This is a genomic window from Pseudomonas sp. EL_65y_Pfl2_R96 (assembly GCF_963970905.1).
GTDB lineage: Bacteria > Pseudomonadota > Gammaproteobacteria > Pseudomonadales > Pseudomonadaceae > Aquipseudomonas.
Window position 1 is genome coordinate 59,232 of the sequence record NZ_CAXAQH010000030.1, and the last position, 15,633, is coordinate 74,864.

Sequence of the window (15,633 nt, forward strand, 5' to 3'; positions counted from 1 at the left end):
GTAAGTCCGGATGTCCTTTAAGCACTTTATCCAAATCACCAAACCGGGGATCATTTTCGGTAACGTGCTTTCTGTGGCAGGCGGATTTTTCCTGGCCTCCAAAGGGCATGTCGATCTGGCCATCTTCCTGGCCGCCATGATCGGGACGTCCCTGGTAGTAGCCTCCGGTTGCGTGTTCAACAACTGCATCGACCGCGATATCGACCTGAAGATGGAACGCACCAAGAACCGGGTGCTGGTCCAGGGCTTGATCTCCCTGAAACTGGCCCTGGCTTATGCGACCGTCCTGGGTGTCGCCGGCGTTGCGTTGCTGTACAAGGTGGCCAACCCGTTGGCCGCGCTGTTCGCGGTGATCGGTTTTGTCATCTACGTCGGCTTCTACAGCCTGTACCTCAAGCGCAAGTCGGTTCACGGCACGCTGGTGGGCAGTCTGTCGGGGGCGATGCCGCCGGTGATCGGTTACGTCGCGGTCAGCAATAACTTCGACATGGCCGCACTGACGTTGCTGGTGATGTTCAGCCTGTGGCAGATGCCGCATTCCTACGCCATCGCGATCTTCCGCTTCAACGATTACCTGGCCGCATCGATTCCGGTGCTGCCAGTGAAGCGCGGCATTGAAGTGGCCAAGAAACACATCCTGCTCTACATCCTGGCCTTCCTCGTGGCGACCTTGATGCTGACCTTCAGCGGCTACGCCGGCATGAGCTACCTCGCCGTCGCCGCGGCCATGGGCATGTACTGGTTGTACATGGCCTGGACCGGCTACAAGGCAGTGGATGACACGGTCTGGGCACGCAAGCTGTTCGTGTTCTCGATCTTCACCATTACTGCTTTGAGCGTGATGATGTCGCTGGATTTTAAAGTGCCGAGTGAGCTGTTGCTGACTTACGCGCCTTAAGCTTCGGATGCTGTAAAGAAAAGCCCCGCCTTCGAGAGAAGCGCGGGGCTTTTCGTTCATGTGCGGTTGTTACACGGTGCGTCGAGCACCTTCACCACGTCATCGACGATCGCCTTACTCATATCCTGCAAATAATGCGAGGCCCAGGCATGTCGGTCTGTGTCGCGAACCATCGCCGCATCTGATGCGAGCAGTTTGGCGACATGGAGCAAATCGGTGGCGTGGGAGAGTGCTTCGATCAACGGGGCTCCGGCGTTGATGCGGAACAAGGGGTCGTTGGCGTGGAGGGAGAAGTGGGTGAGGCCGATGGTTTTCAGGTCTTGGGGGTTGGTCATTGGGCACCTTCGGTAGCTGGGAGCTGGTGAGTTATGACCGGAGGGGCAGAAGCATAAATTTTGAACGGATTGCTGGCGTGCATCTGGAGAACTCCGATTGGTTCCTGCATCTGTTCGAGTTCTCAGGCCCGGTCGCTGAATTGGCAGCGACTGTTTGAGGTTGGCGGGCAAGGGTAGGGTGCACAATCGTAGCGACGTACTGGCCTGTGTAAGATTTTGTGTGCGGCTTGAGAGTCCGGGCAACACACCTTCCGATTCAGCCTCCGATGGTGCGGACGGCATGTTTCTCGTCCAATCTGACGGTTGAGGTAGGTATTATTGGGGATCTAAGTTCGTGATTGGCGCAGGCGCATGAGATCGAAGAGCTCCTACCTCATAAATGGAGCGAATCACAGTCGAACTGGACTGGTGAGCGCTACGTCCCGAATAGGGCCATTCCAAGCGATGGGTGAGAGTAGGAATACTACGATAAGGAAAGCTACCTGGGACAGGTAGAACGGCTCCAGCCACTGCTGCTTCAATGCGACGTAAAAAGTGTTATGGGTTACGTCGACCAAAATAATCGCTACCGTAAGCACGATTCCGGCTCTTGGCTTGATGAAAAGTAGCAGTGCGGCAAGCGGGTCAAAAAACGTAAGTGCCCCCCAGAAAATACGGCTAGCCAAGTAAGCGCTAGGTCCATATCCATAGTCCCAGAGCAATCCATGCGAAACGTCTGCACGGATGTGATTAGCGGTTGCGATGAAAAGGCAGCATGCGAACAAAATCCTGACGGCGAATGACAATCTTGGCATGGCGTTATCTACACTCATGATCTACGCCCTGCATGATAGCGGGATCGACCAACGACGCTAGCCGTTGCAAACTGGGCAGGTGTGATGCTTACGTTAGAGATGGCGCGCAGCACCTGAATCGAGTGCCAATCCCGGGCGTACAGGCAATAAAAATCCCCGCTCTGATGGCGGGGATTTTTATGTGCAACGTTTAGCGTTACTGCGCGGCGATGCTGTAGCCGTCGAACGCGGTTTGTTGCTGAAGCGCGGTGATGATGTTTTTGCGGTTGACCGCTTGTTCGGCCCCGGCATTGTCCAGGAACGTTTCGCTTTCCAGTTCCGCTTCCTCGCCTTCGCCGACGAAAGTGAAGCCCAGGAACTCCAGCGCTTCACGGTCAACGTTCAGGCGCGAGCGCGGGGTGCGCAGGGGCAGGGTGACGCTGATGCCGTCCTTGCTGATGGTGAACACTTCGACTTCTTTCTTGGCGCGAGCCGCTTTGCTCTTGCCGCTGCTCGGGTTGCTGATGGCTTGGTGAGTCTGGTTCAGTACCTTCAGCGCCAAGCCATAGACGATTTCCTGGAACGCCGGGTCATCCTTGAAGCTCGACAGAATGCGGCTGATCGGGAATTTGCTGCTCAGGTCTTCCAGGGCGGCAATGTCGGCCGCTTCGGCGTCTTTCAATTGCTTGAGTTCGCCCATCAGTTCGTAGGCTTTATCGTCATCGAAGCTGTCGTGAGCCTGGCGAATCGCGGTGCGCAGCTCGCGGATCTGGTCGCTTTCCCGGGTGGATTGAAAAGCGTCCAGAACCATCTCGCTGATGGTCTTGGCCTGTGGCACGTGTTGTGAAAGATTGATGGAGTTTTCGTATTCCGCTTTGGACGACAAGGTGACTACGGATTCAGCGGTATTGGAATCGGACATTGAAATTTCACTACTTCTTTAACTTGGATTGAGGCGAGAAAGCACGAGGCCTTTTCAGGCCGCCTAATCTATTGGACCGAGGCTGCGTTGTCACGGATGAACAGGCGGCTGGTCAGCATTTTTGGCGAGGGCCTTTTAACCGGCAGCCATTTTGGGACGTTGCGCCTGAAGCTCCAGCAACAGCCGATAAAATTTCAGCGACCGTCCGCAGATCAATCCATAGACAAATCCCGACGCCGAAGCCTCGAACAGCAGCACCTCAAACGTAGCAGCCTGTTCCGGATGCACGTCGTCCTGATAGCCGAAGTAAAAGTTCACAGCAAAAAACAGCTGGCAGAGCACCAGCGTCTTCCAACTGCCAGGCACGATCAGCCCGGTTTCCGGATCATCCAGCTCCACGCCCTTGCGCGAAAAAAACACCAGCGCCGCGAGGCTGCCCAGCAGAAACGTGACCAACCAGCAACCCACCGAGAGCTGAGGGTTCAGCGTGAGGTTCAGTGAAAACAGGGACCATGCCAGCAGGGTCGGCGGAGTGACAAGTAATGCGGCTTTGCTTTCATGGGTCGGATAAAGCGCTTTGATCCCGAAGTAACACAACACCAAAAAAAACACGTAAACCCACAGCGGGATGTTTTGCAGGGTGATGAGCATTGCGCAGCGTTCCTTGCCGAAAAATGAAGGCCGGGATAATAGCCGTTGCTATGGCCAAAGTGGTCGACTATTTCCTCATTGCGTTCGGATTCGTCGACCGAACAGCCCATTGCTCGGCGGTCTGCTCATCCACCGGTAACGAGAAGCGAAAGGTCGCGCCGCGTCCGGGCACATCGATCAGTTCGATCTCGCGACCGTGCAATTGCAGGATCCGATGCACGATCCGCAGCCCCAGTCCGCCATCGCGCCTGGCGCCGCCAATGTTGAACGGACGCAGGAACAGACTTTCGCGCAACTCGGGGGTGATGCCGGGACCGGTGTCGCTCACGGCAACTTCGATAAAAGCCCCCTGAGGGCGGAGGCTCAGCTCGATCTCTCCACCTTGAGGCGTATGACGCAGCGCGTTGTCGAACAGGTTGGTCAGCACCCGCTCGATCAATCCCAGATCTGCGCAGGCCGCCGAGACGTTGGGGGCGAAGGTGGCCTTGAGCTCGACCTGGCGCGCTTCGGCGCTGAGTTCGAATTTCTGAAAGATGTCCTGCACCAGATCGGTCAGGGAGAAGCGCTCCAGCACCGGTTGCACGAAACCGTGTTCCAGCCGCACCAGTTCCAGCAGTGATTGGGCCAGGCCGCCGACCTTGCGGCTTTGATCCAGGGCGATTCCCAGATAGCGGCGGCGGTCGGCGGGGGACAACGTGGCGTCCTTGAGCGACAGGGTTTCCAGGTAACCATGCAGCGAGGCCAGCGGTGTGCGCAGGTCGTGGGAGATGTTCGCCACCAGTTCACGACGCTCCTGATCCTGACGGGTCAGCGAGCGCCATTGTTCGCCGAGGCGCGCTTGCATCTGCCGGAAGGCGGCGTCGAGTATGGCAATTTCATCGTGGCTGGCGGCTTTTTCTACCGGCTCTGGCTCTGGCTCTGGCTCGGGCGAGGCGGGCGGCGCCGACGGAACGCCATTGATATCGAACCGGCTGACTTTCTCGGTCAAGCGGCGCAATGGCCGGGTGATCAGAGCAAATGCCGTAAGGCCTGCAATCAGGCACAGCAACGCCACCAGTCCAATGGACAACAAAGCGGTATTGAGCGCTGCGCTGGTGGCGCCGCGTTCGGCGAAACGGTCGTGTTCTTCACTGAGCAACACCACATAGAGATAACCTGCCGGTTGACCGTTGACCCGCAATGGCGCGGCGCTGAACACCTTGCTGCCATCGGCGCTGCGCGGATCGTCGCCGAGAATCGGCAGGGCCTCGCCTTTGAGCAAACGCTGGATCGGCGCCAGATCGACCTGCTCTCGGCGTATCCGGCCCTCGGGCGCGGCGCTGCCGACAATTCGGCCTGCGGTGTCCAACAGATAGACCTCGACACTGGGGTTGACCAGCATCAGCTGGCTGAACAATTCACGCACGGCATTGGGCATCGGGCCATTGCGGTCCATCAGTACGGTGTCGTGGGCGATGTGTTGCGCCAGATCCCGCGACAACCCCTGCACCACTTCCAGTTCATGCATCTGGTTGGAACGCACCTGCATCCATACCGAGGTGCCGCAGCACACCAGCAACAGTACGGCGAACACCAGGGACAGGCGTTGAGTCAGGGTCAGCCTCATGGCTGCTCTCCGCTTGCTGCGAATTTGTAGCCACGACCCCACACCGTGAGGATGCGCGCCGGTTGCGCCGGATCGCCCTCAATCTTCGCCCGCAAGCGGTTGATGTGGGTGTTGACCGTATGTTCGTAGCCTTCGTGACTGTAGCCCCATACCGCGTTGAGCAGGTCCATGCGCGAGAAGACCTTGCCGGGCTGGCGGACGAAGAAGTACAGCAGGTCGAACTCCCGTGGCGTGAGGTCAAGACGCCGGCCGTCGAGGGAGACTTCACGGGTGATCGGGTCGATGGACAGGCCATCGCTGATCAGGCTGCCGGCATCCATTTTCAGGTTGCGGGCCATGGCGTCGACCCGTCGCAGCAGTGCCTTGACCCGTGCCACCAGCTCGAGCATGGAAAAGGGTTTGGCCAGGTAATCGTCGGCGCCCAGCTCCAGCCCCAGAATCCGATGGACTTCGCTGGAGCGCGCACTGGTGATGATGATCGGGGTGTAGCGGGCCATGGCCCGGGCACGGCGGCAGATTTCCAGGCCGTCGACGCCAGGCAGCATCAGGTCGAGGATCAGTGCGTCCCAGCTTCCTTGCTGCAGCAGTCGCATGCCCTCATCGCCGTCGGCGCAGTGCACCACCTCGAACTGCTCATCGCGAAGATGAAGGCAGATAAGGTCGGCGATATGCAGGTCGTCCTCGACCACCAGGACGCGTTTGGTCTGTTCCATGGAGCTCGATCCTTTGTGACGCAATGAACACATTGTGCGGGTTTTCCTGAGGCTGAGTTATCACGAATTGTTTAACTCCTCGTGAGGATTTGGCGATCAACTCAAGCCTAGGCTGTGTTCCATGCAAGGCACCTGGCATTTTGGAGAAGGCCCATGTTTTCACGGCGACAGTTTCTCGTAGCAAGCGGCGGGCTAGGGGCTGCAGCCCTGGTGATCGGTGTATTGCCAAAATTTTCCGCAAGCGTCGCGTTGGTCGATGAAGCCCGCGCACAGGAGGTTTTCGAGGTGACTCACAGCGACAGCGAATGGCGCGCCCTGCTCAGCGCCGAGCAGTACGAAATACTGCGCGAAGAGGGCACCGAACGGGCCTATAGCAGCCCGCTGAACAACGAGCACCGCAAGGGCGTTTTTGCCTGCGCCGGTTGTGATCTGTCGTTGTTTTCTTCCGACACCAAGTTCGACAGTCGTACCGGCTGGCCGAGTTTCTGGGTTCCCCTGGACAACGCGGTGGCCACCCGACAGGACCGCTCCTTCGGTGTATTGCGCGAAGAGGTGCACTGTCGTCGTTGCGGCGGTCATCTGGGGCATGTTTTCGAGGACGGGCCAAAGCCCACCGGTCTGCGTTACTGCATGAACGGCCTGGCGCTGACCTTCAAGCCACAGGCGTGATTCATGGGCACTTCCTTTCACTCACTTCATGCAGGTCGACGTTATGTGGCTTCTGGTCCTCGCTTATCTCGGTGGTGTGCTGACGATTGTCAGCCCGTGCATTTTGCCGGTATTGCCCTTTGTCTTCGCTCGCACCGGGCAGCCGTTTATGAAGAGTGGCTTGCCGTTGCTGGCGGGGATGGCGCTGACCTTCGCGCTCGTCGCCTCGTTGGCGGCGGTGGGCGGCGGTTGGGTGGTGCAAGTCAATCAGTACGGTCGCTGGCTCGCGTTGCTGTTCGTTGCACTGTTCGGGTTGACGCTGTTGCTGCCGCGGGTGGCCGAACGCCTGACGCGTCCATTGGTGGCGGCCGGCGGTCGGCTGTCGGAAGCCGCTGGCGCCGATGCCCGGCCGCGTCCCGGCGCTTCATTCCTGATCGGCGTCGCCACGGGCCTGCTCTGGGCACCCTGCGCCGGGCCGATTCTGGGTTTACTGCTGACCGGCGCTGCGCTGCAAGGGGCAAGCATCGCGACCACCCTGTTGTTACTGGCTTACGCGGGCGGTGCCGCAACTTCTCTCGCCGCGGCACTGCTGCTGGGCGGTAAAGTCTTCGCCGCGATGAAGCGCTCGATAGGCGCAGGCGAGTGGCTACGTCGTGGCCTGGGCGCAGCGATGCTGGTCGGTGTGGTGGCGATTGCCCTGGGGCTGGACACCGGGATTCTGGCGCGGGTTTCGACGGCGTCCACCGGCGGCATCGAGCAGGTGCTGGTTGACCGATTGGCCAGTAAGACACCGGCCAACAGCGGGACGATGATGGCGCAGATTCCACGGGCCGGCGATCAACCCGCCGGCAGCATGATGGCCGCTGGCGACGCGATGAAAGTGACCGCGAAGGCGCCGAACGCACTGCCGATTGAGGGCAACCTTCCATCGCTGGACGGCGCTGTGCAATGGCTCAACTCGCCCCCACTCACCGCCCAGGCGTTGAAGGGCAAGGTTGTGCTGGTGGATTTCTGGACTTACTCCTGCATCAACTGCCTGCGCACCCTGCCGTATGTGAAGGCCTGGGCCGAGAAGTATCGTGATCAGGGTTTGGTGGTGATCGGTGTCCATGCGCCCGAGTTTGCCTTCGAACGGGATGTCGGCAATGTCACCAGCGCCATGAAGGGCCTGGGCATCACCTACCCGGTGGCAATCGATAACGACTACAGGATCTGGCGTGCTTTCAACAATCAATACTGGCCGGCTCACTACTTTGCCGATGCTCAGGGGCGCATTCGTTATCACCACTTCGGTGAAGGCGAGTACGCCGAATCGGAGCGAGTGATTCAGCAACTGCTGCGTGAGGCAGGCGCCGTGAAAGTCGCGGACGGACTGATCAATGCCAATGCCCAGGGTGTTCAACTCGCCCCGGACATGAATGAAGTGCAATCGCCCGAAACCTATGTCGGCTACCGGCGGGCGGAGCATTTCGCCCCTGAAGCCGGCTTGGTGCCGGACAAGGTGGCGGTCTATAGCCCACCTTCACAACTGACCCTCAATGACTGGAGCCTGGACGGCCAATGGACTGTCGGTCCGGAGCGGGCCGTCTCAAGCGCGCCGGCCAGTCGCATCGTTTATCGCTTTCACGCTCGCGATTTGCACTTGGTGTTGGGCCCCGGTGCTGACGGTAAACCGGTACGCTTCAAAGTGTTGATCGATGGAAAGCCCCCCGGAGATGCCCACGGTATCGACGTCGCGCCCGATGGCAGCGGCAGCGTCACCGAGCAGCGGTTGTATCAACTGGTACGCCAGACCGCAGGCGTAACGGAGCGGACATTCAGCATCGAGTTTCTCGATCCCGGTGTGTCGGCGTATGCATTCACGTTTGGTTGATAGCCCCCATTCATTCAGGAGACAGCCCATGAAAACTCCATTCAACTGGCGTCGCACCTTGCTGGGTCTGGCCGCCGCTGGCGTTATCGGTCAGTGCTCTGCGTTCTCTTTCGCAGGCGTCGAAGAGGCGGTCATCATTCCTGCGCCGACGCTCGACGAAACCACCCAGGCGCACAGCGAAACGGCGGTTTTTGCCGGCGGTTGCTTCTGGGGCGTCCAAGGCGTGTTCCAGCATGTCAAAGGGGTGAAAAATGCGGTTTCCGGTTATGCCGGTGGCGCAGCCAACACCGCTCAATACGAGCGGGTCAGTAAGGGGGACACTGGCCATGCGGAGGCCGTCGAAGTGACCTTCGATCCCGCTCAGGTCAGTTACGGAACCTTGTTGCAGATCTATTTTTCGGTGGCCCACAACCCCACCGAACTCAACCGTCAGGGCCCGGACAGCGGCACTCAGTATCGGTCGGCGCTATTCCCGAAAAGCACCGGGCAGCAACGCGTCGCCCAGGCCTACATCACCCAGCTCGACGCTGCCCACGCGTTCAATAAACCGATTGTCACCAAGCTGGAAAGCTACAACGGTTTCTACCCGGCGGAGGAGGAGCACCAGGACTTCCTGACCGAGCATCCGACGTACCCCTACATCGTGATCAATGACCTGCCGAAAGTGTCGCAGTTGAAGCAACTGTATCCGGATCGGTATCAGGAAAAACCAGTGTTGGTGAAAGCGGGCATGTAGGCAGGTGGCTGACAGGACGGAGTCGCCTCACCCCGAAATCAGATTCTTGCCCGCGATTTTCGACCGATACAACGCCTGATCAGCCCTGGCCAGCAACCCGGTCTGTTGTTCTTCTTCAAAGCGTTGCACCACGCCAAAACTCATGGTCACTTGATAGTCCCCGACCGGCAGCAGGCTCGCCAGGCCATGACGGATTCTTTCAGCGAGTGACCTGGCGTCGGCCAACGAGGTATTGGGCAGGATCAGGATGAATTCGTCACCACCCCAACGCGCCAACAGATCGCCTTCGCGCACGCAGTGTTTCACGCTCTCGATCACCTGCACCAACGCCGCATCACCCAGGGCGTGGCCGTAGTGATCGTTGATGTTTTTGAAGTCATCGATGTCCATGGCGATCAGTGACAGAGGCTGACGAAAGCGTTGGGCGCGATCGCATTCCTGGGGCAGGGCTTTTTCCAGACGATAGCGATTGGCGATGGCGGTCAGTACATCGGTTTCCGCCAGTTTGCGATTTTCTTCGAGTTGAATCTGTAACTGCTGATTGACCCGGGACAACTCTCGGGTGCGTTCTTCGACGATGGCTTCGAGGGATTGATTGCGCCGCTCCATTTCTTCGAACAGGCGTTTCTTGTCTTCGATGCTGCGATGCGCGCCGACCATTCGCGCCACCGAACCGTCGGCATTACGTGCCAGCACGTAGCCGCGATCTTCGATCCAGGTGTAAGTGCCATCGCGCATGCGGCAGCGATACTCGGCCTGATAACCGGGAGCGCGCTGATCCAGGTAGTCATCAAACAACGCCATGACCCGCGAATAATCGTCGGGGTGGATCACGTTTTCCCAGGTCAACACGTTGTTATCCAGGGAGTGAGGCGTATAGCCAAGCATCTCGTACCACCCGGGGTTGCGGTAGACGAACCCGGTGTTGGCGTTCCAGTCCCAGATACCATCGCTGACCAGTTCCAGAATGGTGTGCAGCATGTCTTCGTTAAAATTTGACAGATCGAACTTCAACGGCTCGATATTCGATGCCTCACCCATCATCGGTCTCCCTGCCGTCCTGATATCAACGTGACTCGTCAGTCGGGGAGATTAATTCATGGTGTATTGCCCCGGCTAGTGCTTGCCCCACCACTGCAGTGCAAAGTCGACGAAGCTGCGCAATTTCGGCAAACGGTAGCGGTCCTGGGCGTACACCAGGTTCATCGGCCGACTTGGTAGTTGGTAGTCCTGCATCAAGGCCACCAGTTTTCCGTCCCGAAGGTCCTGCTCCACCAACGCATCGGGCACCATCACGATGCCCATGCCGGTTCGCGCCGCTTGATGCAGCCCCGCCGAGCTGTTGATCAGCATCGGCCCACTGACCGCCACCATGACTTCACCTTCGGGGCCCTTCAGACGCCATTGTTTGGCTACCGAGTGCCAGTCATCTCCGGCCGGGTAGGCGAAAGCCAGGCAGTCATGGTGTTGCAGGTCGGCGGGTTTTTCCGGTGTGCCTCGACGCTCCAGGTAATCCTTCGATGCGCACAGGGTCATCGTGTAGTCGATGAGCGGGCGAGAAATCATGTTGGACAGCTCGGTAGTGCCCAGACGAATCGCCACGTCGAAACCGTTGTCGAGCAAGTCCAGGCGCTGGTTGGTCAAAACGACGTCGAGTTTGACTTGCGGACAGCGCAGGGTGAACTCGCTTAAGGCTGGCGCCAGCCGTTCGGTGCCGAAGGTCAGCGGCGCGGTGATGCGCAGAGTGCCGCTCGGTTCGTCGAGGGTCTGTTCGGCCAGGCGTTCGGAATCGGCCACCAGCCCCAGCACTTCGAGACACCGCTGATAGTACGCCGTGCCGAATTCCGTCAAACGTTGACGCCGTGTCGTACGGTTGAGCAGGCGCACACCCAGTCGTTGCTCCAGAGCCCGCAGGTGATTGCCGACCATGGTCGTGGACATTTCGCACTGCAAAGCGGCGGCGGTCATACTGCCGGCTTCCACCACCTTTACGTAAACGGTCATTGCCTGGAATAAATCCATTATCAAGCCCAGCTTTAAAATGATTGAAGTGTTGCAATGTTTATCCAGCTCAGGTGGCTAACCATACTGCAAAAACACCGACTATTGATGGAGCTTGATGTCATGACCGCCACCTGCCTGATGAGCACTTACCAACCCTTGGCCCTGAGTTTCAGTAAAGGCCTGGGCACGCGCCTGTGGGACCAGGCCGGTCGTGAATACCTGGATGCGGTGGCGGGGGTGGCGGTGACCAACGTTGGCCATTCCCACCCGCGAATCGTGTCGGCCATCAGCGAACAGGCCGGCCTGCTGCTGCACACCTCCAATATGTACAGCATCGACTGGCAACAGCGGCTGGCGCAGAAACTGGTTCAACTGTCGGGCATGGAGCGGGCGTTCTTCAACAACTCCGGCGCCGAAGCCAATGAAACCGCGCTGAAACTTGCGCGGCTTTACGGCTGGCACAAAGGCATCGAGCAGCCGCTGGTAGTGGTCATGGAGAATGCTTTCCACGGCCGGACCCTCGGCACCTTGTCGGCCAGCGATGGCCCGGCGGTGCGCCTGGGGTTTAACGAATTGCCGGGGGATTTCATCAAAGTGCCGTTCGGCGACCTCGCCGCCCTGAAGAAGGCGCAGAAAGCCCACGGCCCGCGCATCGTAGCGATACTGATGGAACCGATTCAGGGCGAAAGCGGTGTGCAAGTGGCACCGCCCGGTTATCTCAAAGCGGTGCGCGAACTCTGCGACCGGCGCGCCTGGTTAATGATGCTTGACGAAATCCAGACCGGCATCGGCCGTACCGGCCAGTGGTTTGCCTTCCAGCACGAAGGCATCGTTCCGGATGTCATGACTCTGGCCAAAGGCCTGGGCAATGGAGTGCCCATTGGTGCCTGTCTGGCTCGGGGCAGAGCCGCGGATTTGTTCACGCCCGGCAGTCATGGCAGCACGTTCGGCGGCAATCCGCTGGCGTGCCGGGTGGGTTGCACCGTGTTGGAGATCATCGAGGAACAAGGCCTGTTGGAAAACGCCAGACTTCAGGGTGAGCGTCTGCTTGCCAGATTGCGCATCGAATTGGCCGACGACCCGAATGTCCTGGCGATCCGTGGCCAGGGCTTGATGATCGGTATCGAACTCGTCCAACCGATCCGCGACCTGACCCTGATTGCCGCACGGGATCACGGCTTGCTGATCAACGTGACACGGGGCAAGACCATTCGCCTGTTGCCACCGCTGACAATTGATGAGCGGGAAGTGGAGATGATTGTCAGAGGGGTTTGCCGGGCGGTGAGCGCGGTCTGACTTCTCCTGGATGTACGCCGTTCCCCCGTAGGAGCTGCCGCGGGCTGCTCCTACAGGATCGGTGTCTCGTATAGGATGGTGGGGACGATCAGTCGGTTTGTTGCATCGCACTGATGAAAGCCGAGACTTCAGCCCGGTTCATCAGTTGAAGTTTCCAACCGATGAACGCTTCAAACAAACGCTGATGCGCGGCAAATCCACTGGCTCCTTCGCGAGTACGGTAGCTGCCGGCCCATTCCAGTAACGCTATCAGCAACTCGTCACTGTCGTCCCGCATCGCTTCTCGCTGGCGAATGTTGTTCACGCAGTCTTCGTCCTCCACGCACAGCCAGATCATCGCTGTTGCTTGCTCCACAAGTTCGCTGAGCATCCAGTCGTAAACACCCTCGATAACCCAGCGCTCTTCGCTCGCCGCCACCCGCGCCATTCCCAATGCTTCGGCACGGGGACGGGCGATGCTGTGTTCGTCGGATACCCAGTGAATCAGGTCGAGATCAGTCCAGGGCACTTGCAAGTGCTCGGCCAGTCGTTTGGCCAGCCAACTCTTGCCCGAGCCAGAGTTGCCGATGATCAGGGTGCGGGAGAGGTTCATGGAGTGCGGGTAATGATTGCTCATGGCAACTCAGGCAAAGTCAGTCAGCCGCTTCGCAAATGTCAGGCGCAACCATCCGCGTCTTCGGCGATCCATCCGCATTGAATTGATAAATATCCTGCGGCTGGCCCTTTTCATTGAAGAACACTTGGCCGATTCCTGCCGAATTCCACAGCCGTTCGCCTGCTTCAGCGTGTTCGGGAATGTGCGGAACAATGCGCATGCGCCGGCGCTTAGTCAGCCAGTTGAGTGGCGAACGGGGCGAGTAGAGCCAACGGTTGAGGCGGTCGAACCATTCGAGCAGGGCAGGCGGGAATTCGTTTTTTATGCCGCTGCTGGTGATCTGCCAAATGCGCGGGCCGGCCTTGCGGTGTCGGATCAATACTTCGTAGACGAAGGAATAATGCACATCACCGGACAGCACCACGTAGTTACCGGGTGTGCGGGAGTGTCGGAAAATGTTCAGGATCACCTGGGCCGCGCCGCGATGGGCCATCCAGTTTTCGGCGTCGACCAGCAGTGGATAACCGCACCAGCTGAACACCCGCTGCACGGTTTCGATCAGTTTGACGCCGAAGATCGGCGCCGGCGAAACGATGATTGCCGAGGGGTGGTCGAGCAAATCCTGTTGCAACTCACTGAGGGCCTCCCAGTCCAGCAGGCCCGACGGCTGCTTGAGATTCATCTCACTGCGCCAGCGCCGGGTGCGAGTGTCGAGCACCACCAGTGCGGGGCGAGTGGGCAGTACGTAATGCCACTTTTGAAAGCTCAGCAGCTCATCGATCAAACTGTCCTGGACGTCGCTGTCGAAGTAATGATCCTGCCCTGTGGTGCTCAATAAACGAGTTTGTTCCAGCAGGTCACCAAACGCGTCCGGATTGTTGCCCCAACCCTGGCACAGCATATAAGCAAGCAGCGCGTTGCCGATGATGCGCTTGGAGAACGGATGGCCGTAAGCCGTTTCCTCCCATTGCGCGGAAAGATTCCAGTCATCGGTAATATCGTGGTCGTCAAAAATCATCAGGCACGGCAGATGCGCCATCGCCCGCCCGACACCCTCCAGCCCTGCCTTGAACCCAACGATGCGGGTCTGTTCCAGGGCATAACGTTTGCGTTGTTCGGGCGTCAGTGCCGGTGGTTGTGGCGCGATCAGCGTCCAGGACGTTGGCGACCACACCAGCAGGTACATGGCCATGACCTCGGCGAAGGTCACTAGATGGTTGTCGGCGCTGCTGCTGGTGAAAATCGGCTTACGCGCCCCGCCGAAAAATCGTTCACGCAGGGTTTCGTTGCTCTCAAGCGCCGGTAACAAATCCGCACGATGGTAGTAACTGGCTGGGTGTTCGTAGAGTTTGGCGCTGTCGCTGACCACCGCACCGTCGAGATATTCGTCGAACAGCCCCAGGCGCTCGATCAGGGCGTGAATCGCCCGCAACATCGGCCCCGCGACATCATCCGCATACACTTGATCGCCGCTCATCATTAATAGCGCGGGGCGCTTGCAAGCATCCGGCTCGGACGCAAGCAACCGGTCGACGCACAGCAAGCCATCGGCCGCCGGATGGTGAGGTTTACGGCAGGAGCCATGCAGCAGCTGATCGATCCCCGAGCGCAACACGAAATTCGGGCAACGCGCTTCGCCATATAGTAGATGAGGTGCCCACTCGGCGATGCCGGACTGAGCGCCATCCGCCTCGGTGATCAGCAGGTCGTACTCGATCAACGTGTCACAGGGCAGGGCGGTGTTCAGTGGCACATCTATTAAATGAACAAAGGCATGAGTGCCGACGGGAATGATCGTGCATTGATCCGCACTGAGGCGGATATCGATGCCTTGCAGGCGCAGCGTCAGCGTCAGCGCACGTGATCCCACCAGCCAGAGCACCAGTCGCGTAGGTTCCAGGCGCCGCAATAGCGGGCCGACGAGGGCGGGGGGCAGCGATTGACGAGCGTTAGTTAGTGGCAAAGACATGGACATCCAGTTCAAGACTCTTGGCGCAGAGGGGCGCGATCATAGCGCAGCTGGTGAAGAGGGCGGGTTTGTCGACGGGTAATGCAAGCAAAGCCAGGACTGCTCATGAGGTAGAAGTCGGTACTCGGCCTAGGCTACCTGGGCTAGGGGAAAATAATTACAGTAGGTGGTTGACCACCAAATAAAATACTGTATTATTCGCCTCCCGCTAACGAGGAGTTTGAAACTGAGTTAGCGGCAAGTAGCTGAATTTCATGAAGAAAATTTGAAATTTACTGCTTGACAGCAACAGAGGCTGCTGTAGAATGCGCGCCTCGGTTGAGACGAAAGATCTTAACCAACCGCTCTTTAACAACTGAATCAAGCAATTCGTGTGGGTGCTTGTGGAGTCAGATTGATAGTCAACAAGATTATCAGCATCACAAGTTACTCCGCGAGAAATCAAAGATGTAACCAACGATTGCTGAGCCAAGTTTAGGGTTTTCTCAAAACCCAAAGATGTTTGAACTGAAGAGTTTGATCATGGCTCAGATTGAACGCTGGCGGCAGGCCTAACACATGCAAGTCGAGCGGCAGCACGGGTACTTGTACCTGGTGGCGAGCGGCGGACGGGT

Annotated in this window: 14 protein-coding genes and 1 rRNA gene; 6 read left to right on the forward strand and 9 right to left on the reverse strand. The window is 58.7% G+C overall.

Features of this window, described 5'->3' with window-relative positions; all coding sequences use genetic code 11:
• Positions 1–10: 10 nt before the first annotated feature.
• On the forward strand, positions 11–898 hold the full coding sequence (gene cyoE / locus AACY49_RS24250) for a heme o synthase (RefSeq protein ID WP_007941628.1): 888 nt from the start codon (positions 11–13) through the stop codon (positions 896–898).
• A 56-nt stretch (positions 899–954) separates the two neighbouring features.
• On the opposite strand, the gene AACY49_RS24255 is transcribed toward cyoE, so the two are convergent.
• The 5 genes from AACY49_RS24255 to AACY49_RS24275 all read right to left on the reverse strand — a co-directional run bounded on the left by AACY49_RS24255 (position 955) and on the right by AACY49_RS24275 (position 5,898).
• Positions 955–1,233: a DUF3077 domain-containing protein gene (locus tag AACY49_RS24255; protein ID WP_339526878.1), complete on the reverse strand. Its 279-nt coding sequence runs from the start codon at positions 1,231–1,233 to the stop codon at positions 955–957.
• Between the two features lie 990 nt (positions 1,234–2,223).
• The gene (locus tag AACY49_RS24260) at positions 2,224–2,928 is read right to left on the reverse strand and encodes a hypothetical protein (protein WP_258699167.1); all 705 of its coding nucleotides are present in this window, start codon (positions 2,926–2,928) and stop codon (positions 2,224–2,226) included.
• Positions 2,929–3,063: 135 nt separating this feature from the next.
• Positions 3,064–3,579 (reverse strand): hypothetical protein, encoded by a 516-nt coding sequence (locus AACY49_RS24265; RefSeq protein ID WP_258699168.1) that lies wholly within the window; start codon positions 3,577–3,579, stop codon positions 3,064–3,066.
• A 67-nt stretch (positions 3,580–3,646) separates the two neighbouring features.
• Positions 3,647–5,185 carry a sensor histidine kinase gene (locus tag AACY49_RS24270; protein WP_339526881.1) on the reverse strand — a complete coding sequence of 513 codons (1,539 nt, stop codon included), beginning with the start codon at positions 5,183–5,185 and terminating at the stop codon, positions 3,647–3,649.
• On the reverse strand, positions 5,182–5,898 hold the full coding sequence (locus tag AACY49_RS24275) for a response regulator transcription factor (protein WP_258699170.1): 717 nt from the start codon (positions 5,896–5,898) through the stop codon (positions 5,182–5,184). Before AACY49_RS24275 ends, AACY49_RS24270 begins: the two co-directional genes overlap by 4 nt.
• A 153-nt stretch (positions 5,899–6,051) precedes the next feature.
• Here AACY49_RS24275 and msrB point away from each other — a divergent pair, with 153 nt between their 5' ends.
• The 3 genes from msrB to msrA are packed head-to-tail and all read left to right on the forward strand — an operon-like array spanning position 6,052 to position 9,155.
• On the forward strand, positions 6,052–6,567 hold the full coding sequence (msrB, locus tag AACY49_RS24280; RefSeq protein WP_258699171.1) for a peptide-methionine (R)-S-oxide reductase MsrB: 516 nt from the start codon (positions 6,052–6,054) through the stop codon (positions 6,565–6,567).
• Between the two features lie 43 nt (positions 6,568–6,610).
• Complete coding sequence (locus AACY49_RS24285) at positions 6,611–8,419, forward strand: cytochrome c biogenesis protein DipZ (protein ID WP_258699172.1); 1,809 nt, start codon at positions 6,611–6,613, stop codon at positions 8,417–8,419.
• A 28-nt stretch (positions 8,420–8,447) separates the two neighbouring features.
• Positions 8,448–9,155, forward strand: a complete 708-nt coding sequence (gene msrA / locus AACY49_RS24290) for a peptide-methionine (S)-S-oxide reductase MsrA (RefSeq protein ID WP_258699173.1) — start codon at positions 8,448–8,450, stop codon at positions 9,153–9,155.
• A gap of 27 nt (positions 9,156–9,182) precedes the next feature.
• Here msrA and AACY49_RS24295 read toward each other — a convergent pair whose 3' ends face one another.
• Both AACY49_RS24295 and AACY49_RS24300 read right to left on the reverse strand, forming a co-directional pair.
• Positions 9,183–10,196: a sensor domain-containing diguanylate cyclase gene (locus AACY49_RS24295; RefSeq protein WP_258699174.1), complete on the reverse strand. Its 1,014-nt coding sequence runs from the start codon at positions 10,194–10,196 to the stop codon at positions 9,183–9,185.
• Positions 10,197–10,271: 75 nt separating this feature from the next.
• Positions 10,272–11,177 carry a LysR family transcriptional regulator gene (locus tag AACY49_RS24300; protein ID WP_258699175.1) on the reverse strand — a complete coding sequence of 302 codons (906 nt, stop codon included), beginning with the start codon at positions 11,175–11,177 and terminating at the stop codon, positions 10,272–10,274.
• Positions 11,178–11,279: 102 nt separating this feature from the next.
• Here AACY49_RS24300 and AACY49_RS24305 point away from each other — a divergent pair, with 102 nt between their 5' ends.
• A complete protein-coding gene (locus AACY49_RS24305) occupies positions 11,280–12,455 on the forward strand; it encodes an aspartate aminotransferase family protein (protein WP_339526885.1) in 1,176 nt (391 codons plus the stop codon).
• 88 nt (positions 12,456–12,543) lie between these two features.
• On the opposite strand, the gene AACY49_RS24310 is transcribed toward AACY49_RS24305, so the two are convergent.
• Positions 12,544–13,071 carry an adenylate kinase gene (locus AACY49_RS24310; RefSeq protein ID WP_258699177.1) on the reverse strand — a complete coding sequence of 176 codons (528 nt, stop codon included), beginning with the start codon at positions 13,069–13,071 and terminating at the stop codon, positions 12,544–12,546.
• 16 nt (positions 13,072–13,087) lie between these two features.
• Positions 13,088–15,025: an alkaline phosphatase D family protein gene (locus tag AACY49_RS24315; RefSeq protein WP_339526887.1), complete on the reverse strand. Its 1,938-nt coding sequence runs from the start codon at positions 15,023–15,025 to the stop codon at positions 13,088–13,090.
• 498 nt (positions 15,026–15,523) lie between these two features.
• Between AACY49_RS24315 and AACY49_RS24320 the strand changes: the two genes are divergently transcribed.
• Positions 15,524–15,633: ribosomal RNA gene (locus AACY49_RS24320) — 16S ribosomal RNA — on the forward strand; the annotation flags it as partial.